Below are 26,188 nucleotides of genomic sequence, written 5' to 3'. Positions count from 1 at the left end.
CCGCCCCTTGCTGCTTCCGGGGGCCACGGTCGTTTGCGGCGCGGCCAGGTCCGCACCGCGCGGGAGAAACTCAATGGTGCCAGGCATGCTCGACGTCAAGGGAACCCAGATCCTCGCGAAGTCGCTCTTCAAGGAGCTGCGTGGCAACGGCTACTCGCCCAACCAGATCCTGAGCCTCTCGACCGAGCTCATCGACCTCGTCACCCAGGATCTCAAGGGCGAGCACGACGCCGAGGCCCTCCGGGCCACGCCGCCCCAGCTCCTCGGCGAGGACGCCAAGGAAGGCTGGCGGGCCGCCCTCTAGCGCGGCCGCACCCACGGCCTGGGAGCGCGCGGACGGTGCCGGGAGAACCCGGCGCCGTCCTTGCTTTTTTTCCAGCTCCGTCCCACCTCGTTTCCGTTGACTCCCCATGTCGCGGAAAGTAGCTTAGGCCACCTTTTTCAACCCCCAGGAGGAGGGCGGCGCATGGCGCGTATCGCAATCAACGGCTTCGGTCGCATCGGTCGCTGCATCGTTCGCGCTGCCATCGAGCGCGGGGAGAAGGACCTGGAGTTCGTCTCCATCAACGACCTCACCGACACGAAGACCCTGGCGCACCTGCTGAAGTACGACTCCGTGCACGGCGTCCTGAACGCCGACGTGAAGGCCACGGACAAGGGCATCGTGGTGAACGGCAAGGAGATCCAGGTCACGGCCATCAAGTCGCCGGCCGACCTGCCGCACACCGCGAACAAGGTGGACCTGGTGCTGGAGTGCACCGGCCTGTTCACCGAGCGCGCCAAGGCCGAGGGCCACCTCCAGGCCGGCGCGCCGCGGGTGCTGATCTCCGCGCCGGCGAAGGGCCCGGACATCACCATCGCCTACGGCATCAACCACCAGCAGCTCGACCTCGCGAAGCACAAGATCATCTCGAACGCGTCCTGCACCACCAACTGCCTCACGCCGGTGGCGAAGGTCCTGCTCGAGTCGTTCGGCATCAAGCGCGGCCTGATGACGACGATCCACTCGTACACGAACGACCAGAACCTGCTCGACCTGCCGCACAAGGACCTGCGCCGCGCCCGCGCCGCCGCGCTGTCGATGATCCCGTCCACCACCGGCGCCGCCAAGGCGGTCGCCGAGGTGATCCCGGCGCTGAAGGGCAAGCTGCACGGCACCGCGGTGCGCGTGCCCACGCCGAACGTCTCCCTGGTGGACCTCACGGTGGAGCTGGAGAAGAGCGCCACCGCCGAGGAGATCAACGCCGAGTTCAAGAAGGCGGCCGAGGGCGCGCTGAAGGGCGTGCTCGAGTACTCCGAGGCGCCGACCGTCTCGGTGGACTACAACCACAACCCGCACTCGTCGATCTTCGACGCCACCAACACCTTCGTCATCGACGGCAACTTCGCGAAGGTGTTCGCCTGGTACGACAACGAGTGGGGCTTCTCGAACCGCATGGTGGACGTGGCGAAGCTCGTCACGAAGTGAGAGCCGCCATGGCGCTCAGGACCATCGACGCCCTCGATCTCGCGGGCAAGCGGGTCTTCATCCGCGTGGACTTCAACGTCCCGCTCGACCCGCAGGGCAGGGTGACCGACGACGCGCGCATCCGCGCCGCGCTGCCGACCATCCGCCACGCCATCCAGGCCAAGGCCAAGGTGATCCTGGCCTCGCACCTGGGGCGCCCGAAGGGCAAGCCGGACGATCGCCAGAAGCTCACCCTCGAGCCGGCCGCGGTGCGGCTCTCCGAGCTGCTCTCCCAGGACGTGATCCTGGCGGACGACTGCGTCGGCGACGGGGTGAAGAAGCTGGTGCGGGACCTGAAGGACGGGCACGTCCTCCTGCTCGAGAACCTCCGGTTCCACCCCGAGGAGGAGAAGAACGACGAGGCGTTCGCCCGCGAGCTGGCCAGCCTGGCCGACGTGTGGGTGAACGACGCGTTCGGCACCGCGCACCGCGCCCACGCCTCGACCGCGGGCATGGCGAGGTTCGTGAAGGAGAAGGCCGCCGGCTTCCTGGTGCAGAAGGAGGTCGAGTACCTGGGCAAGGCGCTCGGCAGCCCGGCGCGGCCGTTCGTGGCCATCGTCGGCGGCGCCAAGGTGTCGGACAAGATCAAGGTCCTCGAGAACCTCATCGCCAAGGCCGACGCGATCTGCGTCGGCGGCGCCATGGCCTACACGTTCCTGAAGGCGCAGGGCGTGCCGGTGGGGAAGAGCTTGGTCGAGGAGGACAAGCTCGAGCTGGCCCGCCAGATCCTGGAGCGCGCCGAGGCCCGCAAGGTGGACCTGCTGCTCCCGGTGGACCACGTCTGCGGCGCGGAGCCCAAGGAGACCGCCGAGCGCGTGGTCGTGAACGACCGCGCCATCCCCGACGGCCTCATGGGCCTCGACATCGGCCCGAAGACGCTCGACCGCTACCGGCAGCGCATCGCCGCGGCGAAGACCGTCTTCTGGAACGGCCCCATGGGCCTGTTCGAGCAGAAGCCGTGGTCCGAGGGCACCTTCGGCGTCGCGAAGGCGATGGCGGCGAGCCCGGCCGTCACCGTGGTGGGCGGCGGCGACAGCGCCGCGGCCGTCGAGCAGGCCGGTATCGTGGACGCGATGAAGCACGTCTCCACCGGCGGCGGCGCCAGCCTCGAGTTCATCGAGGGGCGGGAGCTGCCCGGCGTGAAGGCGTGCGAGGAGTGACCGTGGCCCGCACCAAGTTCGTCTGCGGCAACTGGAAGATGCACAAGACGGTCGCCGAGGCGGTCCAGCTCGTGAAGGAGCTGGCCGCCGGGCTCGGCGACGCCGCCGGGAAGGTGCAGGTGGCGGTGGCGCCGCCCTTCACCGCCCTCCACGCCGCCGCGCAGGCCGCGGCCGGCTCGGCGGTCGAGGTCGCGGGGCAGGACGTGCACTGGGAGGTCCAGGGCGCGTTCACCGGCGAGGTGTCCGCCGCGATGCTGGCGGAGGCGGGCTGCCGCCACGGCATCGTGGGCCACAGCGAGCGGCGCCAGCTGTTCGGCGAGACCGACGAGGCCGTCCGCAGGAAGGCCGAGGCGCTGCTCGCCGCCGGGCTCGCGCCCATCGTCTGCGTCGGCGAGACGCTCGCCGAGCGCGAGGCCGGCCGGACGCTGGAGGTGGTCGACCGGCAGGTGCGGCAGGGGCTCGCCGGGCTGGACGCCGGCGCGCTGGGCCGGGTGACGGTCGCCTACGAGCCGGTGTGGGCCATCGGTACCGGGAAGACCGCCACCGCCGCCCAGGCGCAGGAGGTCCACGCCGCCATCCGGAAGATCCTCCGCGATCTGGGGGGTTCCGTGTCGGACGCGATCCGGATTCAATACGGCGGCTCGGTGAAGCCCGAGAACGCTCAGGAGCTCATGTCCCAGCCCGACGTCGACGGCGCGCTCGTCGGCGGGGCCAGCCTCAAGGCGAAGGATTTCCTCGCCATCGTGAAAGGTGCACTCCGTTGATCACGCTCGTCACCGTCCTCCACGTCCTCGTCTGCATCTTCCTCATCCTCGTGATCCTGCTCCAGGCCGGTAAGGGCGGGGGCATGGGCGCCGGCCTGGGCGGCGGCGGCTCGCAGACGGTGTTCGGCGGGCGCGGCTCCCAGACGTTCCTCGGCAAGGTGACCAGCGTGTCCGCGGGCATCTTCATGCTCACCTCGGTGACGCTCGCCTACCACGCGTCGCGCACCACCTCGGTGGTCGAGCGCGAGGCCGCCCCGGCCCCGGCGCCGTTCGCGCCGGGCGCCCAGCTCCCCGCGCCGGCGCAGCCCGCCCCGGCCCAGCAGCCGGCCGCGCCGGCCCCGGCGCAGCCCGCGCCCGGCAAGTAGCGGCGAGGGCAGGGCGCTCGCGTGGCGCGGGCGCCCGTCCCCGGGATCGCGACGAGAGGGCAAAGAAAAAGGGGATCCGGTTCGCCGGATCCCCTTTCTGCTGTTCGGAGTGCCCAGGGCGAGATTCGAACTCGCACGCCTTACGGCGCCACCCCCTCAAGATGGTGTGTCTACCAGTTCCACCACCTGGGCGTTCGGAGCGGACGGTTTCTAGCAAAGGCCCGTTCCGGGCGCAACAGCGGAAAACGCGAACGGGTCAGGAAGGCGGAGCTTTCCCGACCGGTCACCGCTCCAGCTTGTCCCGCTTCTCCTCCACGTCCTTCCACTCCTCGGCCTCGGGCAGCGGGTCCTTCTTCTCGGTGATGTTCGGCCAGGCCTTGCTCAGCTCGGAGTTCAGCTGCACGTACTCGTTCCACTTCGCCGGCAGGCTCTCCTCCGGGAAGATGGCCTTGGTCGGGCAGGCAGGCTCGCAGGCGCCGCAGTCGATGCACTCGTCCGGATGGATGACGAGGAAGTTCGGCCCCTCGTAGAAGCAGTCCACCGGACAGACCTCGACGCAATCGGTGTACTTGCACTTGATGCAGGGCTCGGCGACGACGTAGGCCATGGCGCGTCCTCCAGAAGGGGACGGGTTCCTAATCTAGGGCTCGTAATAGTCGAGCCCGAGGTGGGTGATGAGCTCCTCGCCCGCCAGGTGGCGGAGCGTGTTCTTCAGCTTGGTGAGCTGGATGAACAGGTCGTGCTCGGGGTAGAGGCCCTCGGCGACCATGGGGCTCTTGAAGTAGAACGAGAGCCACTCCTGGATCCCGGACATCCCGGCGCGCTGCGCCAGGTCCAGGAACAGCGCCACGTCGAGCGCGACGGGGGCCGCCAGGATCGAGTCCCGGCAGAGGAAGTTCACCTTGATCTGCATCGGGTAGCCGAGCCAGCCCTCGATGTCGACGTTGTCCCACCCCTCCTTGTTGTCGCCGCGCGGCTTGTAGTACTCGATGTGAACCTGGTGGTCGAAGTGGCCGTAGAGGTCGGGGTACAGCTCCGGCTGCAGGATGTACTGGAGCGCGGAGAGCTTCGAGACCGCCTTGGTCTTGAAGCTGCCGGGATCGTCGAGCACCTCGCCGTCGCGGTTGCCCAGGATGTTCGTCGAGAACCAGCCGTTCAGGGCGAGCAGCCGCGCCTTGAGCATGGGCGCGAGCACGGTCTTCATCATGGTCTGGCCGGTCTTGAAGTCCTTGCCCGCGAGCGGCACCCCCTGCTTCCGCGCGAGCTGCTGCAGCGCGGGGACGTCCACGGTCAGGTTCGGCGCGCCGTTCGCGAACGCCACGCCCTCCTTCAGCGCCGCCCAGGCGTAGATCATCGAGGGCGCGATGGCCGGGTCGCTCGCCGCCATGGCCTTCTCGAACCGGCCCAGCTCGGCGTGGACCGCCGACGGCTCCAGGTACACCTCGGTGGAGGCGCACCAGACCATCACCGCGCGGGCGCAGTCGTTCTCGCGCACGAAGCGGCGGATGTCCTCGCGCAGCGCCTCGCCCAGCTCCAGCTTGCTCGGCGCCTTCTTCACGTTCGGCCCGTCGAGGCGGCGCACGTACTCCGGCGAGAACACCGCCGGCATGGGCCGGACCGCGGACAGCGGGACGCGGAGCTGCTCCAGCAGCGCGTGGTCGAGCACCGCGGCGTGCGTCGCGGAGGCGTAGGCGTCGTCCGGGAACGGGTCCCACGCGCCGAAGCGCACGTCCTCGAGCGCGGCGATGGGCACCAGCTCGCGGATGAGCGGCGCCCGCTTCTCGGTGCGCTTTCCGAGCCGGACCGTGCCCATCTGCGTGAGCGAGCCGATCGGCTTGCCCATCCCGCGCTTCACCGCCTCGACCCCCGCGATGAGGGTGGTGGCGACGGCGCCCAGTCCGGGCACGAGCACGGCCAGCCGGCCCTTCGCCGGCGCGATCGAGCGTGGCTTCCTCACGGTGGCTTCCTCCCGGCGCGGTGCGCGACCGCTCCCAACAAGGTTTCGGGCCGCCGCCGCCGCCGCAAGGCCTGACGCGTGGCCGGGCGGGCGGCCGGTCACCGGAAGCGTAGGCCACCGGCCGCCGCGAAGGGGCCGCCATTGGGCTCGGGCTGGCGGGGCGGCCCGTCGGGGGTACAATCCGCCGAAATGCCGCAGGAACGCCGCGACCCCCGTGTCCCCGTCTTGCTCCGCATCCGGCTGGCCTACGGATCGGTGGACGAGTTCGTCGATCGCTTCGCGCTGAACGTCTCGCGCGGCGGCCTGTTCGTGCGGACGCTCGAGCCGCAGCCGCCGGGGACCCCGCTGCGGCTGGACGTGGTGCTCGAGTCCGGCGACCAGGTCATCCACGGCAGCGGCGTGGTGCGCTGGAGCACGCCCCCGTCCGCGCCCGGCGAGCCGGCGCGCGTCCCGGGGATGGGCATCAAGTTCGTGGACCTCTCGCCCGAGAGCCGGGCGCTGGTGGACCGGCTGGTGGCGGGCCGCGGCGCCGCGGCGCAGAGCGACGAGCCGCCCCGCCCGGCGGCCCCGCCGGCGCGACCGCCCGCCGCAGCGCCGGCGCCGGCTGCCGGACGTCCGCCCGGCGCGCCCGCGCCCGCGACGCGCGCGGCCGCGCCGCCCCCGGGACGTCCCCCCGGCGTGCCCGGGCCCGCGATGCGCGCCTCCGCTTCGCCGCCGGGGCACCCGCCCGGCGCGCCCGCGCCCCGCCCGGCCCCGGCCGCCGCGCCCGCGTCGGCGCCCCCGCCGGCCGCCGCGCCCGCCGCGCCCGCGTCGGCGCCCCCGGCGTCCGCAGCGTCCCCGGCGCCTCCGACGAAGGCGCGCGGTCCGGTGATCGGCATCGATCTCGGCACCACCAACTCCTGCGTGGCGGTGGTGCGGGGAGGCAAGCCCGAGGTGCTCGCCTCGCGCCAGGGCTACCGCACGCTCCCGTCGGTGGTCGCCTACGACGCGCAGGGGCGGCTGCTGGTCGCGCACGCCGCCAAGGCGCAGATGGTGGTGAACCCGCGCAACACCGTCTACGGCTCGAAGCGGCTGGTGGGGCGCCCGTTCGCCTCGCCCACGGTGCAGGCGTGCCGCGACCGCTTCCACTACGAGATCGTGCCGGGCCCCGACGGCGCCGCGGCGGTGCGCTTCGCCGGCCGCGACTTCTCGCTGCAGCAGATCGCGGCGCTGATCCTGCGCGAGATGCGCGAGACCGCCGCCCAGGCGCTGGGCGCGCCGGTCGAGCACGCGGTGATCACCGTGCCCGCCTACTACAACGACCACCAGCGCAACGCGGTCCGCGAGGCGGGGCGCCTGGCCGGCCTGGCCGTGGACCGCATCGTGAACGAGCCCACCGCCGCGGCGCTCGCGTTCGGCTTCGGCAAGGGGCTCGACAAGCGGGTGCTGGTGTACGACCTGGGCGGCGGCACCTTCGACGCCTCGGTGCTGGAGATCCAGGGCGACGTCTACGAGGTGATCTCCACCGGCGGCGACACGTTCCTCGGCGGCGTGGACTTCGACGCGCAGCTCCTCGACCACCTGGTCTGGCGCTTCATGGAGGAGCACGGGTTCGCGCCGCCCGAGGACCGGGTGGTGTGGCAGCGCATCCGCGACGCCGCGGAGGAGACGAAGGTCGCGCTCTCCACCCGCGAGGTGGCGGTGGCCCAGGTGCCGTACCTGTGCAAGGACCGGGGCGGCAAGGACGTGGGCCTGGAGGTGACGGTCACGCGGGCCGAGCTGGAGGCGCTCACCGAGCGGCTGGTGGACCGCACCCTCGAGGTCTGTCGCGAGGTGCTCGGCGCGAAGGGCCTCGGGCCCGGCGACGTGGACGAGGTGCTGCTGGTGGGCGGCCAGAGCCGGATGCCGCTCGTCTGGCGCAAGATCCAGGAGGCGCTGGGGCGCGAGCCGAACCGCAGCGTCCACCCGGACGAGGCGGTGGCGCTCGGCGCGGCGCTGCTGGCCGACTCGGCGCACCGCATCGACTCGGTGGTGCTGATCGACGCGCTGGCCATGGGCATCGGGGTGGGGCTGCCCGGCGGCCGGATGGCGCCGGTGTTCCCGCGCAACACGCGCCTGCCCGCGAGGAAGGCGCACGAGCACGCCACCACGCGCGACGGCCAGACGGAGCTCGAGCTGCAGGTGTTCCAGGGCGACTCGGAGAAGGCGTCCGAGTGCGAGTACCTCGGCACCGTGCGCGTGGAGGGGCTGCCGGCGCGGCCGCGCGGCGAGGTCCGGGTGGCGGTGGAGTTCGCGCTCGGGGCCGAGGGCATCCTCACCGTCACCGCGCGCGACCTCGCCACCGGCCAGGTCACCGCCATGCAGCTCGCCACGCTCGACACCCCCGAGTCGCTCCGCCAGAAGCTCGACCTGCCGGAGCCGCAGACCGCGCCCCGCGGCGCCCGCCCGCTGGAGCGCGCCCCCCACCCGCGCCCGCCCGCGCCCGCGTCGCCGTCCGCCGCGCCGAGGCAGGGCCTGTTCGGCCGCATGTTCGGCTCGAGGAAGTGACATGGCCGGTCCGCTGGTCGTCTTCCTTCACCGCGGCGCCTGGGAGGATCGCTACCAGGCGGCCACGCTCGCCGTGACCGCGGCCGCCTTCGGCGAGCAGGTCACGGTGGCGCTCTTCTTCGAGGCGCTGCGGCTCTGGGTCGACGGGCGCTTCGACGAGGGGGCGCCGCCGTCCGCGGCGGAGGCGCGGGTGACGCCGCTCGCGGAGGCGCTGGAGGAGGCCCGGCGCGAGCTGGGGCTGCGCGTGGTGGCGTGCGACACCGCGGTGCGGCTCGCCGGCCTCGATCCGGACGAGGTCCGCGGGCGGCTCGACGCCATCGAGACGCTGCCCTCGCTGTGGCGCGCCGCGCGCGCGGGCAGGGCGCTCACCTTCTGACCGCGGCCGACGCGCCCCGGCGCTGTTGCCGGGGAGGCGGGGGCGGGATATAGGCGAACGCGTCCCATGACCAGCCTCTCCGGCAAGCGCGTCCTCGTCATCGGCGCCGGCGGCCTCGGCGCCCCGGCCCTCCTCACGCTGGCGGCGGCCGGGGTGGGGCAGCTCGTCCTGGTCGAGGACGACGCCGTCGAGACCTCGAACCTGAACCGGCAGCCGCTGTTCCAGGAGGCCGACGTGGGCCGGCGGAAGGCGGCGGTCGCGGCCGCGCGGCTGCGGGCGATCTTCCCGTCGGTCGCGGTGGACGCGCGCGACGAGCGGTTCGACCCCGGCAACGCCGAGGCGCTGGCCGGCGGCGCCGACGTGATCGTGGACGGGTCGGACAACTTCGAGACCAAGTTCCTCGCGAACGACGCCGCCACGCGGGTGAAGCGCCCGCTGGTGCACGCCGGCGTGCTCCGGACCACCGTCCAGCTCCTCACCGTGGCCCCCTCCGGCCTGGGCGGCTGCCTGCGCTGCCTGTTCGAGGCGCCGCCGCCGCCGGGATCGGTCGCGTCCTGCTCGCAGGCCGGGATCCTCGGCCCGGTGGCCGGGTTCGCCGGCGCGCTCCTCGCCGCCGAGGCGCTGCGCCTGCTCGCCGGCGAGCGCGGGACGTACGAGGGGCGGCTGTTCACCTACGAGCTGCGCAGCGGCCGGTCGCGGCTGGTGCTGGTCCGGAAGCGCCCCGGGTGCCTGGCCTGCGCCGGGCGCCAGGTGCTGGGGAGCAGCGCGCCCGCCGCCTGCGACGCGCCGGCGGCGCCGGCGGGGGGCGCGGCGTGAGCGGCCCCGAGCGCGCCCCGAGCCGGATCGACATCCGTGCCTACGCCTGCCCCATGACCTGGGTGAAGACGCGGATCGCGCTGGAGCGGCTCGCGGAGGGCGAGCGGCTCGAGGTGTGGCTGCGCGCCGGCGAGCCGCTGGAGAGCGTCCCGCGCAGCGCCGAGGAGGATGGGCACCGCGTGCTCGCGGTGGAGCCGCTGCCGGGAGCGGGCGACGGCGCGTTCCGCCTGGTCCTCGAGAAGCGCCGTCCCGCCGACGCGCCGGTGCTCCCGTGAGCCGCGTCCGCCCGGAGGAACCATGTCGCTGAGCGACGATCGGATCGCGCGCTGGGCCCGGCAGCTCCTGGTGCCCGGCTTCGGGGAGGACGTGCAGGAGCGGCTGCTCGGCGCCCGCGTGCGGGTGGTCGGGGTGGACGCGGTCGCGTCGGCGGCGCTCGTGTACCTGGTCCAGGCGGGCGTCGGCCGGCTCTGGCTCGACGATCCCGAGGACGTGTCGCCCGCGGATCTCTCCGGGTGGCTGTTCCCGCCGTCGGCGGTCGGCTCCTCGCGGGTCGACGCGGCCCGGAGCGCGCTCGCGCCGCTGTCCGCCTTCGTCCAGGTGGACCGGTATCCGACCGGCGGCGTGCCCGGCGCGGCGCTCGTCTGCGCGCCGTCGGTGGTGCAGGCGGTCACGGCGGCCGAGGCGGCGCGCCGGGCCGGCATCCCGCACGTGGTGGTCGAGCCCGACGGCGACGGCGGCGCGGTGATCTCGGTGCCGCCGGGGGCGCCGTGCTACTCGTGCGCGCGGTCCACCGCAGGCGCGGGCCGGCCGCCGGAGCCGGGGGTCGCGGCGCTCGCCGCGCTCGGCGCGGCGGAGCTGCTCCACCTGATGGCCCAGCCGGGCACCGTCGCCGGGCGCCGCGTCGAGCTGGTCCGCGGCGTGGCGACGGCCCGCCCCACCGCGCGGCTCGCCGGCTGCGCCTGCGCCGGCGCGCAGCCGGCCGAAGCCTGAGGAAAGCCCAGCGATCCCGCGCCCGGGGGAGGCCGCCGGCGCCGCGCCACGCCCGGCGCCGGGCGGCGGCGAGCGCCCGCGGCGGCGTTCTCCCACCGTGAACGCCGGGCCGGCCGCCGGCGCCAGATTGACCCAGGGAGAACGGGTCCACCGATATCGGATTGCGCAAACGCCTGGAAAGACAGCGCGAACGTGGATTTGGCGCGATGCGGTCCGATTTTGAGAACCGAGGTGCGAGAGGGTATACTCCACCGACCAAACCGCTCGTTCGCCGCCGGTGACCCCGTTGCGGCGCGTCCGGAGGACGGCATGGAGACGCAACACGGCGCCGGGTTCGTGGTCTGGCTCACCGGGATGAACCGGGCGGGCAAGAGCACCCTGGCTTCCCACCTGGTCGCGCGGCTCGCGGCCGCGGGCCGTCCCGCGACGCTGCTCGACGAGGACGGCGAGGCGGCGCTGCTGCTGGAGGGGCTGGGCACGCTCAAGGACGACCGGGCCAAGGTGGTCGCCCGGCTCGGGTTCGTCGCGAAGGCGGTGATGCGCTCGGGGGGGATCGCGGTCTGCGCCGCGCTCTCGCCGAACCGCGACGCGCGCGAGCAGCTCCGCCGCGAGGCGCGCCGCTTCGTCGAGGTCTTCGTGGACTGCTCCATGGAGAAGCTGCGGGAGCGCGATCCCGAGGGCCTCTACGCGAAGGCGCTCGCCGGCGAGCTGAAGGGTGTGCCCGGGGTGGACGTGCCCTACGAGCCGCCCGCGCGCCCGGAGGTGGTCGTGCACACCGACCAGCTCTCGGTGGACGAGTGCGTGCTGCGCGTGCTCCAGGCGATGGTGGACGCGAAGGTCATCGGCCCGGCCGAGTTCGGCCGGCTCACCGGAGGCCAGCGCCCGCGCCGCGCGCGCCCCGAGGCCGCCGCGAAGCCCAGGGCGGCGAAGCCGGCGAAGGCGGCCCCGAAGGCCGCGTCCGCCGGCGGCGCGCGCCGGAAGCTCGACGCGCGCCAGGCCGCCCGGCGGCCCCCGCGGAAGGCGGCGGCGAGCCCGGCCAAGGGCGCGAAGCGGCGCCGGTAGCGGCCCCGGGCGCGCGCCGGGTATAAGACCGGCGCCATGCGCCCCGACGACCTCGACGCGATCCGCCGGGCCTCCGAGCCCAAGCTCGCCCGGCTGAGATCGGACGTCGCCGCCTGCGGGAGCGCCCTGGTCGCGTTCTCGGCCGGCGTGGACTCCACGTTCGTGCTCGCGGTCGCGCGCGAGGTGCTGGGTCCCGGCGCGGTGGCCCTCACCGCGCACTCGCCGTCGGTGTCGCTGGCGGAGCGCGCCGAGGCGCGCGCGCTCGCGGCCCGGCTCGGGGCGCGCCACCTCGAGGTGGACAGCCACGAGCAGGACGACCCGCGCTACCTCGCGAACGGCGCCGACCGCTGCTACTTCTGCAAGTCCGAGCTGTACCGGCTCTGCGAGCAGGCGGCGCGCGAGGCGGGGCTCGCCGCGATCCTCGACGGCTTCAACGCCGACGACCGCCGCGACCACCGGCCGGGCCACCAGGCCGCCCTGGAGCGCCGGATCCGCTCGCCGCTGGCGGAGGCCGGCCTCGGCAAGGACGAGGTGCGGGCCTGGAGCGCGGCCTACGGGCTGCCGACCTGGGACAAGCCGCAGATGGCGTGCCTCGCCTCCCGGATCCCCTACGGCACGCCGGTCACGCCGGAGCGCCTGGCCCAGGTGGAGCGGGCGGAGGCGGGGCTGCGGGCGCTCGGGCTTCGCGAGTTCCGGGTGCGCCACCACGGCGAGATCGGGCGCGTGGAGGTGGGGGAGGGTGAGCTGGAGGCCGCGTTCGCGTGCCGCGCCGCCCTGGTCGAGGCGGTGAAGGCGGCCGGCTTCCGGCTCGCGGTGCTCGATCTGGAGCCGTTCCGCTCCGGGCGGCTGAACGCGCTCGCCGGCATCGCGCTGCCCGTCGTCGACGGCTGATCACCCCGGCAGGTCGATCGCGGTCGTGGACGCACCCGGAGGGCTTCGGCCCCGTCCGTGGCGCGTCGGCGCGGTTCCCGCTCGTTCTGTCAAGTTTCCGGCCAGTTGGCGGTTTTCTTGATGGCCGGATACCGGGTGGTAGCGTGTAGGTGCAAGTCAGCCCATGTCGCAAGGAGCGCACATGCACCCCGCCGATATCGCACCCGAGTCCCTGGAGAGCAGCGCCGTCGAAGGCAACCCGAACCGGCTCGAGCCCATGCTGGTGCGCCTGCCGCCGGCGCTCGCCGCCGAGCTGCGCAACCTGGCGCGGAAGACGCGCGTGCGCCAGTCGGACTACCTCCGGGAGGCGGTCGCCGACCTGCTCGCGAAGTACGGCCACCTGCCGGACCAGCGGAGCGCGATGTGATCGCGCGCGAGCGCGCCGAGTCGGCCCGCCCGCCGCCGCTGCCGGTCCGGACCCTGGCCCGCCTGCGCCTGGTCCGCGTCGCGGTGGTGCGCCGCGCCGACGGGGTCATCGAGGCGCTGCCGGGTCCGGCGGCGCCGCGCGCGACGGCCACGTACCGTCCGGATAGCGCACCGCTGCGAGCGTGAGCCCCCAGCCCGGCGCGCGGACGCCGCGGTAGCGGCCGCGCGTCGCGAGCAGGGTGCGAATCACGTCCGGCGGCGCGCGGCCGAGGCCGGCCGCGACCGCGGTGCCCACCAGGTTCCGCACCATCGCGCGCAGGAACCCCTTGCCCTCCAGCACCACCGCCACGAGCGGCGCCCAGCCCGCCTCGATCACCTCGGCGCGGAGCAGGGTCCGCACCGTGCCGCGCTGCTCGCCGGGGCGGGCGAAGCCGACGAAGTCGTGCTCGCCGACCGCGTGCCCGAGCGCCTCGCGCATGGCCGCGGCGTCGAGGGGCGGGACCTCCGCGAGGTCCGGGAACGCGCGCGCGTCCGGCAGCGTCCACGCGTACGGGCGCAGCCCCTCCGGCGGCGGAGCGCCCACGAGGTAGACGTAGGTGCGCGCGATCGCCGAGCCGCGCGCGTGGAACGACGGGCCGACCCGCGCCGCGTCCAGCACCAGGATCCCCTCGGGCAGGCCCTCGTTCAGCCCGCGCCGCAGCGCCGCCGGGTCGAGCGCGGCGCGCGCCGAGAAGCTGACGACCTGCGCGAGCGCGTGCACGCCGGCGTCGGTGCGGGCCGCGACGTGGAGCTGGGCCCGCAGCCCGAGCCGCTCCAGCGCCTCCTCCAGCGCCTGCTGCACGGTCGGCAGCCCGGGCTGCCGCTGGAATCCCCGGAACCGGCCGCCGTCGTAGGCGAGCCGCAGTGCGTAGGAGCGCCGTTCCATGCCGACGTGCTAAGTTCCCACGCCCGCCGCGCCGGCGCGAGCCGGCCGCGCGCCTCCGACCTCACCCCACGTCCCCGCACCGCATGGCGCCAGGCACCGAACCGAACCCCATCAACGACGACCCGGCCCTCGAGGGCGGCGAGTGGCTGTTCCGCCGCGCCGGCGAGGTGTTCGGGCCGGTGGACTCCCGCACGCTCGCCGCGATGCTGTACCGGGGCGAGCTCGAGCCGACCACGCCGGTGTCCTCCGGCGACGGCCACTGGACGCCGGTGGGCGAGCTCCCGCCGTTCGTGGTCCACGCCAAGAAGGCGCAGGCCGCCCTGCGCGTCGAGCGCGAGGTGACCGGGGCGCGGCTGCTCCGGCAGCGGCGCGGCCGGCGCAAGGCCCTGGCGGTCGCGGCCGCCGCGCTCCTGCTCGTCGCCGGCGCGATCGGCGGCGCGTTCCTGATGGCCCGCCGGAGCGCCGGGACCAACCCGCTGCTCGAGGACTTCGGCGCGGGCATCCGCATCGCCTCGGTGGCGCGGGTCGGCGTCTCCAGCCGCGCGGCGCCGGACGACGAGATCGAGGTCCCGCTCGACGGCGGCCCCGGCGAGGGGACGCCGGGCGCGGGGCCCGGCGGCGGCGGGGCGCGGGGCGCGCTGCGGCGCGAGCCGGGCCTGGCCGGGCGCGGCGGTCCGGCGGGGCGCGCGGCGAGCGGCGACGTGAGCGGCGGCGAGCTGGTCGCGGCGCAGTTCGACGAGCGGAAGATCCAGTCGGTGGTGGCGCGCGAGCAGCGCACGCTCGTCCCGTGCTTCCGCGCCGAGGCGGCCCGCTCGCCCGAGTTCCGCGGCGACGTGCCCATCGAGTTCGCCATCGGGAACGACGGCCGCGTGGCCGCGCTCTGGGTGGACGACCCGCGCTTCAAGCAGGGCGCGCTGCGCGATTGCCTGCTGCAGGCGCTCCACGGCTGGCGCTTCGACCCGTTCCCGGGGCAGCGCCCGACCGTGTCGCTCGCGTTCCGCATCGGCCAGTGAGCCCCACATGACCGCCACCGCCGAGAAGCTGGCCGCCCGCGCCGAGGACCTCCCGGAGGGCTCGATGCGCCGGAAGGTGCTCGAGGGCGCGCAGCGCTTCAAGTCGGCCTGGGTCGAGCTGGGGCGGCTCCTCTCCGAGGTGCGGCGCAAGGAGCTGTGGCGCGGGTGGGGATACCCGAGCTTCGAGCGGTACTGCACGAAGGAGCTGTTCATCCGCGGCGCGACCGCGGACAAGCTCACCGCCAGCTACGGGTTCCTCGAGCGGCACGAGCCGGAGCTGGCGAAGGCCCGGGGCGAGACGCGCGCTCCGCCGTTCGAGGTGATCGAGGTGCTCTCCCGCGCCGAGGCCGCCGGCCGGCTCTCCGACTCGGGCTGGCGCGAGCTGCGGGACGAGGTGATCGAGCGGCCTCCCACCCCGGCGGCCATGAACCGCAAGATCGCGGAGCGCTTCGGTCCGCCTCCGCCGACGCCGGCGCCGCCCAGGTCGGAGCGGGTGGAGCGGCTCGCGGCCGCGGCGCGGCGCCTCGCCTCGGCCTGCCGGGACGAGGACGCGATCCCTCGGTCCGTGGCGCAAAAGGCCGATGCCCTCGCCGGGGAGATCGAGGCCCTCCTCGATCGCTAGCCGCGGGGTTTGGGGGAGCGGCCACGCGGCACCCTGGCTATATTCGAAGCCGGGCTCCGAATTCCGGGGACTCCCAGTTTGGTGGTAACATCCGATGCGTCGAGGGAACGCGTGAGCCGGAAAGAGCATCACCACGGAAACCTGTCCTGCTCGTTCTGCGGCAAGGGCCAGCGGGAGGTCCGCAAGCTCATCGCGGGGCCCACGGTCTACATCTGCGACGAGTGCATCCGGCTCTGCAACGACATCATCGCGGAGGAGGCCGAGCGGGACGAGGGCCGTCCGGCCGTCTCGCTGCCCACCCCGGCCGAGATCAAGAGCTTCCTCGACGATTACGTGGTCGGCCAGGACCGCGCCAAGAAGGTCCTCTCGGTCGCGGTCTACAACCACTACAAGCGCGTCTACTCCCGCAAGCCCGCCCGGCCGGCGCGCCCGGGGCAGGCGCGCGCGGCGCAGGACGACGTCGAGCTGCAGAAGTCGAACATCCTGCTCATCGGGCCCACCGGCTCGGGCAAGACGCTGCTGGCGCAGTCGCTGGCGCGCTTCCTCAACGTCCCGTTCACCATCGCCGACGCGACCAGCCTCACCGAGGCGGGCTACGTGGGCGAGGACGTCGAGAACATCATCCAGAACCTGCTGCACAACGCCGACTACGACGTGGAGAAGGCGTCGCGCGGCATCGTCTACGTCGACGAGATCGACAAGATCGCGCGCAAGGGCGACACGCCCTCGCCGACCCGCGACGTGGGCGGGGAGGGCGTCCAGCAGGCGCTCCTCAAGATCATCGAGGGCACGCGCGCCAACGTCACCCCGCGCGGCGGCAAGAAGTACAACCAGCAGGAGTACATCCAGGTCGACACCTCGAACGTGCTCTTCATCGTGGGCGGCGCGTTCTGCGGGCTGGAGCAGGTGATCCGCCGGCGCGTGGGCGTGAAGGGGCTCGGCTTCGGGGCCAAGATCGAGCGCAAGGAGGAGGCCAGCCTGGGCGAGCTGCTCGCGCGGGTGGAGCCCGGCGACCTGGTGCGCTTCGGGATGATCCCCGAGTTCGTCGGCCGCCTGCCCATCATCGCGACGCTGTCCGACCTGAGCGAGGACGACCTCGTCACCATCCTCACGCAGCCGAAGAACGCGCTGACCAAGCAGTACATCAAGCTCTTCGACCTGGAGAAGGTGAAGCTCTCCTTCACCAAGGAGTCGCTGCGGGCGACCGCCCGCGAGGCGATGCGGCGCAAGTCGGGCGCGCGCGGCCTGCGCGCCATCCTCGAGCAGGCCATGCTCGACATCATGTACGACGTGCCGTACCGGGAAGGCGTGAAGGAGTGCAAGATCACCGAGGGTGTGATCGTCAACCGGGAGCCGCCGCTCCTGAGCTTCGAGAAGGAGAAGCGGACCGCCTGAGCGCGTCCGCCTCGCCGGCACCCCCGAGCGGCCGCCTCCGGGCGGCCGCTCGCACGTCCGGGACCCGATCCTGCGGCGGGGCGCCACCCCGCGCACGGAGCCCGCGCGGCGGGGGGGGGCCGCGCCGGCACGGTGAAGCCGGCGCACACTGTGCCCCGGCGGACCCGCGAGCAGCCGGCAACTGGGCGTCAGAACGGTGGAATTGCGCGGCACCGCACTTGCTTGTAGGACGGGAGAAGGCTCAGGGCGATCGCCCGTCCAGCCAGCAGAAGCCACCGCATCGCCAGGAGGCTGCCATGCTCCGCCGCACGCTCACCCTCGTCGCCCTCGCGGCCCTCGCCGCGCCGGCCCTGCCGCGCGCCGACGACCGGGAGTGGGAGGAGGACTACACCGACCAGTGGTCGGACGAGCGCCCCGCCGACTACGACGTCTCGGTGGACCTGAACGACGCCCCGGGCGCCGTCACGTTCGACACCTTCCAGGGCGCGCTCTCGCCGTACGGCCAGTGGGTCGTGGTGGGCGGGTACGGCCGCGTGTGGCGGCCGTACGTCGCCGCCGGGTGGCGCCCGTACTACTACGGCCGCTGGGAGTGGACGAGCGAAGGCTGGCTGTGGGTCTCCGACGAGCCGTTCGGCTGGGCCGCGTACCACTACGGCCGCTGGACGTTCGACCCCGGTTACGGCTGGGTCTGGATCCCCGGCTACCAGTGGGCGCCGGCGTGGGTGGCCTGGCGCTACTCGGGCGACGTGGTCGGCTGGGCGCCCCTCGGGCCGGGCGTCTCGATCTACGTCTCGAGCTATCCGTTCGTGGACACCTGGTGGACGTTCGTGCCGTGCGGCAGCTTCGTCTCCTATCCGGTGTACCGGGTGGCGTACGGGCCGCGCTACACGCGCCAGTACTTCTACGCCACCGCGCCGGCGCCGCCGATGGGCGGCGGACGCGCGGTGCCCGGGCGGCCCGGTGGCGTGCGCCCGGCTCCTGGCCGGCCGGCGTGGGGCGGCCCGGCGCGAGGCGTGATCGAGCAGCGGCTCGGTCGTCCGGTCACGCCGGTGCGCGTGGTCGCGGCGCCCGCACCCGGACCGGCCCGTGCGCGGCCCGGCGAGGTCTCCATCTACCGGCCCGACGCGCGGCCCGCGCCCGGCGCGCGCTCCGACGGCGGCCGGGTCGCCCCCGGCAGCGCGCCCTCCCGCGGCGACGGCCGCGGCGCGCCGGGGTACGCGCCCCCGTCGCCCGGCGAGACCCGCGGCGCCCCGGGCTCCGCACCACCGTCCGGCGGCGCGACCCGCGGCGCCCCCGGCTACGCGCCGCCCCGCGGCGGCGAGACCCGCGGCACCCCGGGCTACGCGCCGCGCGGTGGCGGCCCCTCCGCCGCGCCGCCGGCCCGCGGTCCCTCCGCGGCGCCGCCCGCGCGCGGTGGCCGCGCGCCCGACGCGGGCCCGCGCGGCGAGGTGCCGCGCGCCGCCCCCGGCTACGCGCGCCAGGACCGCGGCGGCGACGCCGGCGCCTACGGCGGCTCGTACGGCTCCTACGGCGCCCCCGCCCGCGCCGCGCCGCCGGTTCGCCGCGCCCCGGCGTACTCGGCCCCCGCGGCCCGCAGCGCGCCGGCGTACTCGGCGCCCGCCCGCGCCGCCTCGCCGCGCGCGGCCCCGCCCGCCGCATCGCACGGCGGCGGGCGCGCGGCGCCGGCCGCGCCCGGCAGGGGCGGCGACCGGCGCTAGCCGGAGTCAGCGTGCCGTGCTCGCGGCCCCCGGCGCACCGGCGCCCGGGGGCCGCGCCGTCTCCGGCGGCGCCCGGCTCAGCTCGACGTGACGCGCACCGTGGTGCGCATCTGCCGGCCGGTGTCGAGGTCGCGGGCGCTCATGGAGAGGATCCCCTCGACGTTCACCTCGAACGCGATCTCCAGCCGCACCTCCCCGGCGCGGCAGGGCCGGACCCCGCTGAAGGTGAACTCGCCGAGTAGCTCGTTCTGCGCGGTGAGCCCGTGGTCGCCCTGGAAGATCCGCACCACCAGCTCGCGCTGGCCGTCCACCGCGTTCGTCGCGGCGATGGTCCGCGCGTTCGGGATCGAGGCGTTGCGCGGGAACACGACGTGCATCGTCCCGCCCGCCTGCTCGATGCCGATGGCCATCGGGATCACGTCGAGGAGCTGGATGCGGAGATCCGAGGTCTCGCGCAGCGACCAGCCGTAGAGCGCCGCGCCGATGGCGACCGCCTCGTCCGGGTGGACGCCCTTGGACGGCGGGCGGCCGAAGTAGCGGGTGAGCCGGTCCTGGATGATGGGCATGCGGGTCTGCCCGCCGACCAGCATCACCTCGTCGATGTCGGCGGCGCCGACGCCGGCGTCCACCATCACCCCGGCCATGATCTCGATCGACCGGTCCACGAGGTGATGCGTGAGCGCCTCGAGCAGCGTGCGATCGAAGCGCAGGTCCATGTTGAGCGGCTGGCCCTGCGCGGTCATGGTGATGAACGGGATCGAGAACGGCGCCTCGGTGCGGGCCGACAGGTCGATCTTGGTCCGCTCGGCCAGGTCCTTGATCCGCTGCATCGCGACCGGGTCCGACGACAGGTCGATGCCGTGCTTGCGGCGGAAGTCGTCGAGCACGTGCCCGATGACCGCGTTGTCGAAGTCGAGCCCGCCCAGGAAGATGTCGCCGCCGGTGGCCTTCACCTCGAACACGCGGTCGCGGATCTCGATGATCGAGACGTCGAACGTGCCGCCGCCCAGGTCGTAGACCAGCACCCGCTGGTCGAGCCGCTTCCCGATGCCGTAGGCGAGCGCGGCGGCGGTCGGCTCGTTGATGATCCGCACCACCTCGAGATCCACCAGCGTGCCCGCCTCCTTCACCGCCTGGCGCTGGCGGTCGGTGAAGTACGCCGGCACGGTCACCACCGCGCGCTTCACCGGGATGCCCAGGTGGTCGGAGGCGACGTCGCGGATCTTGCCGAGGATCTTCGCGCTCACCTCGGGCACGTGGAAGCTGCGGCCGTGGCAGTCGAGCGCCACGTCGTTCAGGTCGCCGGCGTGGACCCGGTACTGCACCGAGCGCTGCACCGACTCGACCACGTCGTCCTTGGGCGCGCGCCCGATGAGGCGCTTGGTGGCGTAGAGCGTGTTGCGCGGGTTCAGCTGCCACTGCCGCTTGGCCTCCTGGCCGATGAGCTCGTGGCCCTTGTCGTCGATCGCGAAGATCGACGGGATCGTGTACTCGCCGCCCTTGTACGGGATGAGCTTGACCTGGCCGTCCCCGACGGCCAGCGCGGCGCACGAGTTCGTGGTGCCGAGGTCGATCCCGATGATGACGTCGCTGGGCAGCCGCTCCATGGGTGCCGGAGGGTACTACGGAGGGGACCCAGCGTGGAGTGCCCGCCGTGCGTGCACGCACACACGCGCCCGCCCGCCCGGCCGTTGGCGCGGCGGTCGCCCCGTGCCACGGTTAGGAACCGCTGGGAGGCCACCCATGGAGGCGCAGCGCTGGCTGGCGAACGTCGGGTCGGGCGTGAAGGGCGCGTTCGTGGCGAACCGCTCGATCCTGTCCTACCCGGAGTACCTGCAGGCCTTCCTCGAGGCGCCCCGGGCCCACGCGCGCTCCGCCGCCCAGTACCTGCGCGACGTCCTCGATCACTTCGGGTCCGAGGAGCGGGAGACGCCGGTCGGGCGGGTGCGCCGCTTCAGGCTGTTCGACCTCCCGTTCGATCCGGACGGCCGGCAGCACCGCGTCGCCGGGCAGGAGGAGGTCCAGGCCGCGATCTACCGCGCGCTCGGCGCGTTCGTCCGCAGCGGCCGGGTGAACAAGCTGGTGCTGCTGCACGGGCCGAACGGCTCGGCGAAGTCGTCGATCGTCGCGGCGCTGATCCGCGGGATGGAGGCGTACTCGCGCACGCCGGAGGGGACGCTCTACCGGTTCCACTGGGTGTTCCCGAGCGGCCGCGCCGGCCGCGGCGGGGGCCTCGGGTTCGGCGGCGGGCGCGGCGACGAGCCGGAGCTGCCCAGCTTCGCGCACCTGGAGGGCGACGCGCTGGACGCGCGGCTCTCCTGCCCGATGAAGGACCACCCGCTGCTGCTGGTGCCGCGCGCCGAGCGGCGGGCGCTGCTCGAGGAGCGCTGCCGGCCCAGCGCGCGCGAGGGGGCGGGGGAGCGCGACTTCGTGCTCTCCGACTACCTGCTCGACGGCGAGGTCTGCCAGTACTGCCGGCAGGTGCACGACGCGCTGCTCGCCGCGTACCGTGGCGACTGGCTCAAGGTGCTGCGCCACGTGCAGGTCGAGCGCCTCTACGTGTCGGCGCGCTACCAGCAGGCGGCGGTCACGCTCGAGCCGCAGCTGTCGGTGGACGCCGGCTACCGGCAGGTCACGGTGGACCGCAGCGCCGCCGCGCTGCCGCCCGCGCTCCACGCGCTGACGCTGCTCGAGCCGGCCGGGCCGCTGGTGGCGGGGAACCGCGGGCTGGTGGAGTACTCCGACCTGCTGAAGCGCCCGCCGGAGGCGTTCAAGTACCTGCTCGGCATGGCGGAGACGGGCCGGGTCGCGCTCGATCAGGTCCTGCTGCAGCTCGACGCGGTGCTCATCGCGAGCGCGAACGAGAAGCAGCTCTCCGCGTTCAAGGAGTCGCCCGACTTCGCCTCGTACAAGGGCCGGCTGGAGCTGGTGCGCGTGCCGTACCTGCGCCGCGCGTCGGTGGAGCGCGAGGTGTACGACCAGCAGATCACCTCGGCCGCGGTCGGCCGCCACGTGGCCCCGCACGCCACCGAGGTGGCCGCGCGCTGGGCGGTGCTGACGCGGCTGAAGCGGCCGCTCCCGGAGCGCTACGATGGCGAGCTGCGCGGCCTGGTGGAGGAGCTGGCGCCGCTGGAGAAGCTGCGCCTGTACGACGCCGGCGCGGCGCCGGACCGACTCTCGCTCGCGCAGGGCAAGGTGCTGCGCAAGCACGCCCCCGACCTCTACCGCGAGTCGGAGTCGTACCCGAACTACGAGGGGCGCATGGGCGCCTCGGCGCGCGAGGTCAAGACCGCGCTCCTGAACGCGGCCCAGTCCCCCGCCACGCGCTGCCTCACCCCGCGCGCCGTGCTGGACGAGCTGCGGGCGATCTGCCGCGACCGCACCGTGCACGACTTCCTCCAGCAGGAGGTGGTGGACGGCTACCACGACCACGAGGCGTTCGTGCGCGTGGTCGAGGCGGAGGTGCTCGACGCGGTGGACGAGGAGATCCGCGAGTCGATGGGCCTCGTCTCCGAGGCGCAGTACCGCGAGCTGTTCGGCCGCTACGTCGCGCTCGTCTCGCACTGGGTGCGCGGCGAGAAGCTCCGCAACGCCGTCACCGGCGAGTACGCCCCGGCCGACGAGGGGCGGATGGTCGAGCTGGAGAAGGTCGTGATGCCCGAGGGCGAGGACCGCACCGCGTTCCGCCGCGGCCTCATCGCCGCGGTCGGCGCGTACCGCCTCGACCACCCCGACGCCGCCGAGATCGACTACGTGGCGATCTTCCCGGATCTGTTCCGGCGGCTGCGCGAGCACACGTACGAGGAGCGCCGGCGGGAGCTGGGACGGGCGACCGACGGCCTGCTCCGCTACCTCTCCGACGAGCGCGCGTCGCTCGACGAGAAGGCGCAGCGGCAGGTCGAGCGCACGCTCGCCGCCCTGCGCGACCGCTACGGCTACTGCGAGGAGTGCGCGCGCGACGCGATCCTGTTCCTGACGCGGCGGCGGTACGACGCGCCCGCCTGACGGCCGTGCGGGCGCACGCCGTTGACGCGTGGTCGCCCGCACGCCGGGGGAATTGCCTGTTCGGGTCCGCCGTTCCGGATTTCGTGCCCCGCTATCGACTCCTCTCCAGCCTTGGCGGCGCGGCCCTGGTCGCCGGCCTCTTCCTCCTCGCCTCCCCGCTGCTGGGGCTCACCACGCCGCGCGCGGGCAACCCGCGCGCCGAGACCGTGCACAAGGTCTTCCCCTCGGCGGTCCGGCTCCAGATCGTCGCCGGCGAGCAGGTGGTGCGGAGCGCCTCCGGCATCGCGTTCGCGCACGACGGCGGCCGCACGTACGTGCTCACGAACGCGCACGTGGTCGAGCCGGCCCGCGAGTGGCCGGAGGGCGCGGCGCTGCGGGTGCTCCCCTCCGATGGCTCCGCCGGCGTGGCGGCGACCGTGGTCGCGCGCGGGCGGGTGCCCGAGGCCGACCTGGCCGTCCTCGAGGTGCAGGCGACGCTGCCGGTGACGCCGCTCGCCGGCGACGACCGGATGGAGCTCGGCGACGACCTGGTCGTGATCGGCGCGCCGTTCGGGAAGGGGCTGTCGGTGGCGGCCGGGATCGTGTCGCAGGTCGAGTACGAGCTCGCCGAGAACGCCGCCGCCCCGCGCCGCGCCCGGGCGCTCAAGACCGACGCGGCCATCGGCTACGGCAGCTCGGGCGGCGGCGTCTTCGACGTGCCGGGCGGCCGCCTCATCGGGCTGGTCGAGGGGTACCGCACCGCGCGCGTCGCGTTCGGCAAGGACGCCGAGCAGTACGCGTTCGACGTGCCCATGCCCGGCGAGACCTTCGTCGCGCCGGCGGCGAAGATCCGCCGCTTCCTGGTCGAGAAGGGCCTCGGCCGCCTCGCGCCGGCGGAGGCCGTGGCCGGCGCGCAGGGGCCGGTGGCGACGCCGGCCGCGGCGAAGCAGTTCTAGCGGGCGCGCGCCGGGCTCCCGGCGCGTCGTGCACGTGCCCTCAGCGCCCGGGGCCGCCGGGCGGCGGGGAGGGCGGACCGGGCGAGGTGCTGCCCGGGGCCGGACCCGGGGGCGGGGCGGTCGGGCCGGGCGCGCTGCCCTCGCCGGCCGGGGGTGGGCCGCCGCCGCCCGGACCGGTGCCCTGCGCCGGCGTGGATGGCGGCCGCTGCGGCCCGCGCACCGTGACCCAGTAGGCCAGGTCGTCCGCGTTGCGCCCGGCGCGCACCGATGCGCCGGCGACGACGTCGAGCACCGTGGTGAGCCCGGCCGGCCCGTACACCAGCGTGTTGCGATCGATCGTCAGCGTGACCGGCCCGGCGGCGGCGTCGATGGTCAGGCGGTGGTGGGCGCGGTCCACCTCCTTCACCGTCCCGACGACCTCCTCCAGCACCGAGGCGCGCGGCAGCGGCTTCGCCGGCTTGGCGTCCTTGCCGTCCTTGGCCTTCGCGCCGGCCTTCTCGCCAGCCTTCTCGCCGGCCGCGGGCGTGGGATCCGGGATGGCGCGGGGGGGCGGCAGCTGGCCGACCGGCTCGGAGGCCGGCGCGGCGGGCGCGGCCGGCGGCGGCCCGGCCTCCTGCGGGGAGGCGACGGTGGGCACGAGCAGGGCGGCGGCGAGCAGCGCCAGGGAGGGGCGGACCATGCGACATGGTATGCCGCGGCGGGCGCCCGGCGTCGGCCCCGTGGGGTAGGATGACCGACCGCACCAGGGAGGACGGATGGACAACCGCGTGAGCTGGGACGAGTACTTCATGAACGTGGCGCGCGTCGTCGCCACCCGCGCCACCTGCGATCGCAAGCACGTCGGTGCGGTGCTGGTGCGCGACAAGACCATCCTCTCGACCGGCTACAACGGCTCGATCCGCGGCCTGCCCCACTGCAGCGAGGCCGGCCACATGATGGAGGACGGCCACTGCGTGGCGACGGTCCACGCCGAGGCGAACGCGATCATCCAGGCGGCCAAGAACGGCGTCGCCATCGAGGGCGCCAGCATCTACACCACCGCCTCGCCCTGCTGGCCCTGCTTCAAGCTCATCGCGAACGCCGGCTGCCGCCGCATCGTGTTCGGCGAGTTCTACCGGGACGCGCGCATCTTCGAGTTCGCGCAGCGGCTCGGGATCGAGCTCGTCGAGCTGAAGGTGCCGGCGCGGCCCGACGTGCAGCCGCCGGACACCGGCGTCCCGCACCCGGTCACGGCGCGGCGGACGGAGTAGCCGGCGCGGGGTCCGCCGCGCGGGGCGACGGCGCGGGCGCTGGCGCGGGCGGCGCCGGCGCGTCCGGGCCGGCCAGCTCGGCCGGGCCGAGCGTGCGGAGCAGGTCTTCTCCCATCACCCCGGCCACCGCGGCGCGCCGGGCGAGGTACAGCTCCTCGCGGCGGCGGAGCGCCACGTACCGGGCGCGCTCCGCGTCGGGCAGCGGGTCCGGGAGCGCGGCGAGCTCGGCGCGGACCGACGCCAGCGCCCGGTCCACGGCCACCACCCGGATGGCCGGGCGGCGGGCGGGCTCCTTGCGCCGGTCGATCTCCACCGTGTCGTTCTCGGTCCAGAGCGGCAGGTAGTCGGCCCCGGCGACCTCCACCTCCTCCACGCCGCGGCCGTAGTCGCGGCGCGCGAGGGACACGCGCAGCAATGCGCCGTCGCGGGTGGCGGCCACGGCGTCGGGCGTCACCCCGGCGACGTAGTTGCGCGACTGGTTGGAGACGAAGTTCCCGAGCGAGTAGGCGATCACGGCGGTGCGGCCGTCGGCGCGCCGGTACAGCTCCACCGGCTGGAGCACGTGGGGGTGGTGGCCGAGCACCACCAGCGCGCCCGCGTCGGCGAGCCGGTGCGCCAGGTCCACCTCGTCGGCGCGCGGCGCCTGCTGGTACTCGACGCCCCAGTGCACCGACACGATCACCGCGTCGGCGGAGGCCGCGGCGGCGCGCACGTCCTCCACCATGCGGGCGCGGTCGACCTCGGCCACCTGCTCGCAGCGGGCGGCCGCGGGCGGGCAGGCGTTGCCGTCCTGGTTCAGGCCATAGGTGTAGCCGAGGAACGCGAGCGCGAGGCCGTTGCGCTCGACGCGCACCGGGCCCGCCGCGCGCGGCGCGGGCCCGGCGCCCACGTACGGGAGGCCGGCGGCGCGGAGCCAGCGCAGGGTCTCCTCGAAGCCGCGGCGGCCCTGGTCCATGGCGTGGTTGTTCGCGACCGAGACGAGGTCCACGCCGGCGCGCTGCAGCGCGGCGATCACCGCGGGCGGCGCGTTGAACACGAAGGCGCGCGACCCCTGCGACGCCTGCGGCGCGATGGGCGTCTCCAGGTTCGCGAAGGTGAGGTCGGCGGCGCCGAGCAGGTCGGCCACCGGCGCGAACAGCCACGCGTAGCCCGCGTCCGGCGCGTCGGCGCGGCGCGCCTCGGCCGCCCGCTTCACCGCGTCGTGCATGAGCACGTCGCCCACCGCGGCGAGCGTGACGCGCGCCCCGCTCCGGACCGGTGGAGCGACCGCTGGCGCGACGGCGACCGCGTGGGGGGTGGAAGGCAGCGCGCCCGCGACCGGCGCGCCGCCCGCCGCCGCGGAGGACGCCGCCGCCGGGGACGGGCCGGTGGCCGAGGGGCGCGGCACCGCGGCACATCCCGCGAGTAAACAGAGGGTTACGACCGGCGCGGCGCGCCGGAGGCCGACAGTCGAGGTCACGCAACCTCCGTTAGCAGGCTATCCTCCCAGCAGGCTTGAAAAAAGCG

The 26,188-nt window shown here is 74.5% G+C and carries 26 protein-coding genes and 1 tRNA gene; 20 read left to right on the top strand and 7 right to left on the bottom strand.

What is annotated here, in order from left to right:
* Nucleotides 1-85 precede the first annotated feature (85 nt).
* The 5 genes from ANAEK_RS11750 (at nucleotide 86) to secG (ending at nucleotide 3,796) form a co-directional block, all read left to right on the top strand.
* The gene (locus ANAEK_RS11750) at nucleotides 86-304 is read left to right on the top strand and encodes a hypothetical protein (protein WP_232288193.1); all 219 of its coding nucleotides are present in this window, start codon (nucleotides 86-88) and stop codon (nucleotides 302-304) included.
* A 162-nt stretch (nucleotides 305-466) separates the two neighbouring features.
* Nucleotides 467-1,468 (top strand): type I glyceraldehyde-3-phosphate dehydrogenase, encoded by a 1,002-nt coding sequence (gene gap / locus ANAEK_RS11745; RefSeq protein ID WP_012526356.1) that lies wholly within the window; start codon nucleotides 467-469, stop codon nucleotides 1,466-1,468.
* Between the two features lie 8 nt (nucleotides 1,469-1,476).
* Nucleotides 1,477-2,667 carry a phosphoglycerate kinase gene (gene pgk, locus ANAEK_RS11740; protein ID WP_012526355.1) on the top strand — a complete coding sequence of 397 codons (1,191 nt, stop codon included), beginning with the start codon at nucleotides 1,477-1,479 and terminating at the stop codon, nucleotides 2,665-2,667.
* Nucleotides 2,668-2,669: 2 nt separating this feature from the next.
* Entirely contained in the window at nucleotides 2,670-3,431 is a 762-nt protein-coding gene (tpiA, locus tag ANAEK_RS11735) for a triose-phosphate isomerase (RefSeq protein WP_012526354.1), read from the top strand.
* Nucleotides 3,428-3,796, top strand: coding sequence for a preprotein translocase subunit SecG (gene secG, locus ANAEK_RS11730; protein ID WP_012526353.1), 369 nt, complete (start codon nucleotides 3,428-3,430; stop codon nucleotides 3,794-3,796). The genes tpiA and secG overlap by 4 nt, the downstream gene beginning before the upstream one ends.
* A 110-nt stretch (nucleotides 3,797-3,906) precedes the next feature.
* Here secG and ANAEK_RS11725 read toward each other — a convergent pair.
* From ANAEK_RS11725 to ANAEK_RS11715, 3 genes are all read right to left on the bottom strand, one after another.
* Nucleotides 3,907-3,988: transfer RNA gene (locus ANAEK_RS11725), tRNA-Leu, on the bottom strand.
* A 91-nt stretch (nucleotides 3,989-4,079) separates the two neighbouring features.
* Complete coding sequence (fdxA, locus tag ANAEK_RS11720) at nucleotides 4,080-4,403, bottom strand: ferredoxin FdxA (protein ID WP_011420590.1); 324 nt, start codon at nucleotides 4,401-4,403, stop codon at nucleotides 4,080-4,082.
* A 33-nt stretch (nucleotides 4,404-4,436) separates the two neighbouring features.
* Nucleotides 4,437-5,753 carry an inositol-3-phosphate synthase gene (locus tag ANAEK_RS11715; protein ID WP_012526352.1) on the bottom strand — a complete coding sequence of 439 codons (1,317 nt, stop codon included), beginning with the start codon at nucleotides 5,751-5,753 and terminating at the stop codon, nucleotides 4,437-4,439.
* Between the two features lie 189 nt (nucleotides 5,754-5,942).
* Between ANAEK_RS11715 and ANAEK_RS11710 the strand changes: the two genes are divergently transcribed.
* The 8 genes from ANAEK_RS11710 (at nucleotide 5,943) to ANAEK_RS11675 (ending at nucleotide 12,820) form a co-directional block, all read left to right on the top strand.
* The gene (locus ANAEK_RS11710; RefSeq protein WP_012526351.1) at nucleotides 5,943-8,279 is read left to right on the top strand and encodes a TIGR02266 family protein; all 2,337 of its coding nucleotides are present in this window, start codon (nucleotides 5,943-5,945) and stop codon (nucleotides 8,277-8,279) included.
* Nucleotide 8,280: 1 nt separating this feature from the next.
* Nucleotides 8,281-8,655 carry a hypothetical protein gene (locus ANAEK_RS11705; protein WP_012526350.1) on the top strand — a complete coding sequence of 125 codons (375 nt, stop codon included), beginning with the start codon at nucleotides 8,281-8,283 and terminating at the stop codon, nucleotides 8,653-8,655.
* A 66-nt stretch (nucleotides 8,656-8,721) separates the two neighbouring features.
* Complete coding sequence (locus tag ANAEK_RS11700; protein ID WP_012526349.1) at nucleotides 8,722-9,471, top strand: ThiF family adenylyltransferase; 750 nt, start codon at nucleotides 8,722-8,724, stop codon at nucleotides 9,469-9,471.
* A complete protein-coding gene (locus ANAEK_RS11695) occupies nucleotides 9,468-9,746 on the top strand; it encodes a sulfurtransferase TusA family protein (protein ID WP_012526348.1) in 279 nt (92 codons plus the stop codon). Before ANAEK_RS11700 ends, ANAEK_RS11695 begins: the two co-directional genes overlap by 4 nt.
* Before the next feature lie 22 nt (nucleotides 9,747-9,768).
* The gene (locus tag ANAEK_RS11690) at nucleotides 9,769-10,461 is read left to right on the top strand and encodes a ThiF family adenylyltransferase (RefSeq protein WP_012526347.1); all 693 of its coding nucleotides are present in this window, start codon (nucleotides 9,769-9,771) and stop codon (nucleotides 10,459-10,461) included.
* Between the two features lie 309 nt (nucleotides 10,462-10,770).
* The gene (cysC, locus tag ANAEK_RS11685; protein ID WP_012526346.1) at nucleotides 10,771-11,523 is read left to right on the top strand and encodes an adenylyl-sulfate kinase; all 753 of its coding nucleotides are present in this window, start codon (nucleotides 10,771-10,773) and stop codon (nucleotides 11,521-11,523) included.
* Between the two features lie 36 nt (nucleotides 11,524-11,559).
* Entirely contained in the window at nucleotides 11,560-12,414 is an 855-nt protein-coding gene (gene larE, locus ANAEK_RS11680; protein WP_012526345.1) for an ATP-dependent sacrificial sulfur transferase LarE, read from the top strand.
* Between the two features lie 181 nt (nucleotides 12,415-12,595).
* Nucleotides 12,596-12,820, top strand: a complete 225-nt coding sequence (locus ANAEK_RS11675) for a ribbon-helix-helix domain-containing protein (protein ID WP_012526344.1) — start codon at nucleotides 12,596-12,598, stop codon at nucleotides 12,818-12,820.
* A gap of 105 nt (nucleotides 12,821-12,925) precedes the next feature.
* Here the strand turns inward: ANAEK_RS11675 and truA are convergent, their stop codons facing one another.
* Nucleotides 12,926-13,744 (bottom strand): tRNA pseudouridine(38-40) synthase TruA, encoded by an 819-nt coding sequence (gene truA, locus ANAEK_RS11670; RefSeq protein ID WP_012526342.1) that lies wholly within the window; start codon nucleotides 13,742-13,744, stop codon nucleotides 12,926-12,928.
* Between the two features lie 83 nt (nucleotides 13,745-13,827).
* On the opposite strand from truA, the gene ANAEK_RS11665 reads away from it, so the two are divergent.
* The 4 genes from ANAEK_RS11665 to ANAEK_RS11650 all read left to right on the top strand — a co-directional run bounded on the left by ANAEK_RS11665 (nucleotide 13,828) and on the right by ANAEK_RS11650 (nucleotide 18,492).
* Entirely contained in the window at nucleotides 13,828-14,757 is a 930-nt protein-coding gene (locus tag ANAEK_RS11665; protein ID WP_012526341.1) for an AgmX/PglI C-terminal domain-containing protein, read from the top strand.
* 7 nt (nucleotides 14,758-14,764) lie between these two features.
* The gene (locus ANAEK_RS11660; RefSeq protein WP_012526340.1) at nucleotides 14,765-15,379 is read left to right on the top strand and encodes a hypothetical protein; all 615 of its coding nucleotides are present in this window, start codon (nucleotides 14,765-14,767) and stop codon (nucleotides 15,377-15,379) included.
* A 111-nt stretch (nucleotides 15,380-15,490) separates the two neighbouring features.
* Nucleotides 15,491-16,774, top strand: a complete 1,284-nt coding sequence (clpX, locus tag ANAEK_RS11655) for an ATP-dependent Clp protease ATP-binding subunit ClpX (RefSeq protein WP_012526339.1) — start codon at nucleotides 15,491-15,493, stop codon at nucleotides 16,772-16,774.
* Between the two features lie 296 nt (nucleotides 16,775-17,070).
* Nucleotides 17,071-18,492: a DUF6600 domain-containing protein gene (locus ANAEK_RS11650; protein WP_012526338.1), complete on the top strand. Its 1,422-nt coding sequence runs from the start codon at nucleotides 17,071-17,073 to the stop codon at nucleotides 18,490-18,492.
* Nucleotides 18,493-18,569: 77 nt separating this feature from the next.
* Here ANAEK_RS11650 and ANAEK_RS11645 read toward each other — a convergent pair whose 3' ends face one another.
* Nucleotides 18,570-20,099: an Hsp70 family protein gene (locus tag ANAEK_RS11645; RefSeq protein ID WP_012526337.1), complete on the bottom strand. Its 1,530-nt coding sequence runs from the start codon at nucleotides 20,097-20,099 to the stop codon at nucleotides 18,570-18,572.
* A 136-nt stretch (nucleotides 20,100-20,235) separates the two neighbouring features.
* Here ANAEK_RS11645 and ANAEK_RS11640 point away from each other — a divergent pair, with 136 nt between their 5' ends.
* Together ANAEK_RS11640 and ANAEK_RS11635 are read left to right on the top strand one after the other, a co-directional pair.
* A complete protein-coding gene (locus ANAEK_RS11640) occupies nucleotides 20,236-22,497 on the top strand; it encodes a PrkA family serine protein kinase (RefSeq protein WP_012526336.1) in 2,262 nt (753 codons plus the stop codon).
* Between the two features lie 83 nt (nucleotides 22,498-22,580).
* Nucleotides 22,581-23,432 carry a S1C family serine protease gene (locus ANAEK_RS11635; RefSeq protein WP_012526335.1) on the top strand — a complete coding sequence of 284 codons (852 nt, stop codon included), beginning with the start codon at nucleotides 22,581-22,583 and terminating at the stop codon, nucleotides 23,430-23,432.
* 40 nt (nucleotides 23,433-23,472) lie between these two features.
* Here ANAEK_RS11635 and ANAEK_RS11630 read toward each other — a convergent pair whose 3' ends face one another.
* Nucleotides 23,473-24,111, bottom strand: coding sequence for a hypothetical protein (locus tag ANAEK_RS11630; RefSeq protein WP_012526334.1), 639 nt, complete (start codon nucleotides 24,109-24,111; stop codon nucleotides 23,473-23,475).
* Nucleotides 24,112-24,187: 76 nt separating this feature from the next.
* Here ANAEK_RS11630 and ANAEK_RS11625 point away from each other — a divergent pair, with 76 nt between their 5' ends.
* A complete protein-coding gene (locus ANAEK_RS11625; protein WP_011420608.1) occupies nucleotides 24,188-24,682 on the top strand; it encodes a dCMP deaminase family protein in 495 nt (164 codons plus the stop codon).
* Here ANAEK_RS11625 and ANAEK_RS11620 read toward each other — a convergent pair.
* Nucleotides 24,660-26,069 carry a CapA family protein gene (locus ANAEK_RS11620; RefSeq protein WP_232288191.1) on the bottom strand — a complete coding sequence of 470 codons (1,410 nt, stop codon included), beginning with the start codon at nucleotides 26,067-26,069 and terminating at the stop codon, nucleotides 24,660-24,662. The two genes, ANAEK_RS11625 and ANAEK_RS11620, sit on opposite strands and share 23 nt — an antisense overlap.
* Nucleotides 26,070-26,188 lie beyond the last annotated feature (119 nt).

Source organism: Anaeromyxobacter sp. K, from assembly GCF_000020805.1.
In the GTDB taxonomy this organism is placed as follows: Bacteria; Myxococcota; Myxococcia; order Myxococcales; family Anaeromyxobacteraceae; genus Anaeromyxobacter; species Anaeromyxobacter dehalogenans.
Note: the sequence above shows the minus strand (reverse complement) of the source record. Positions and strands in the feature narration are given on the sequence as shown.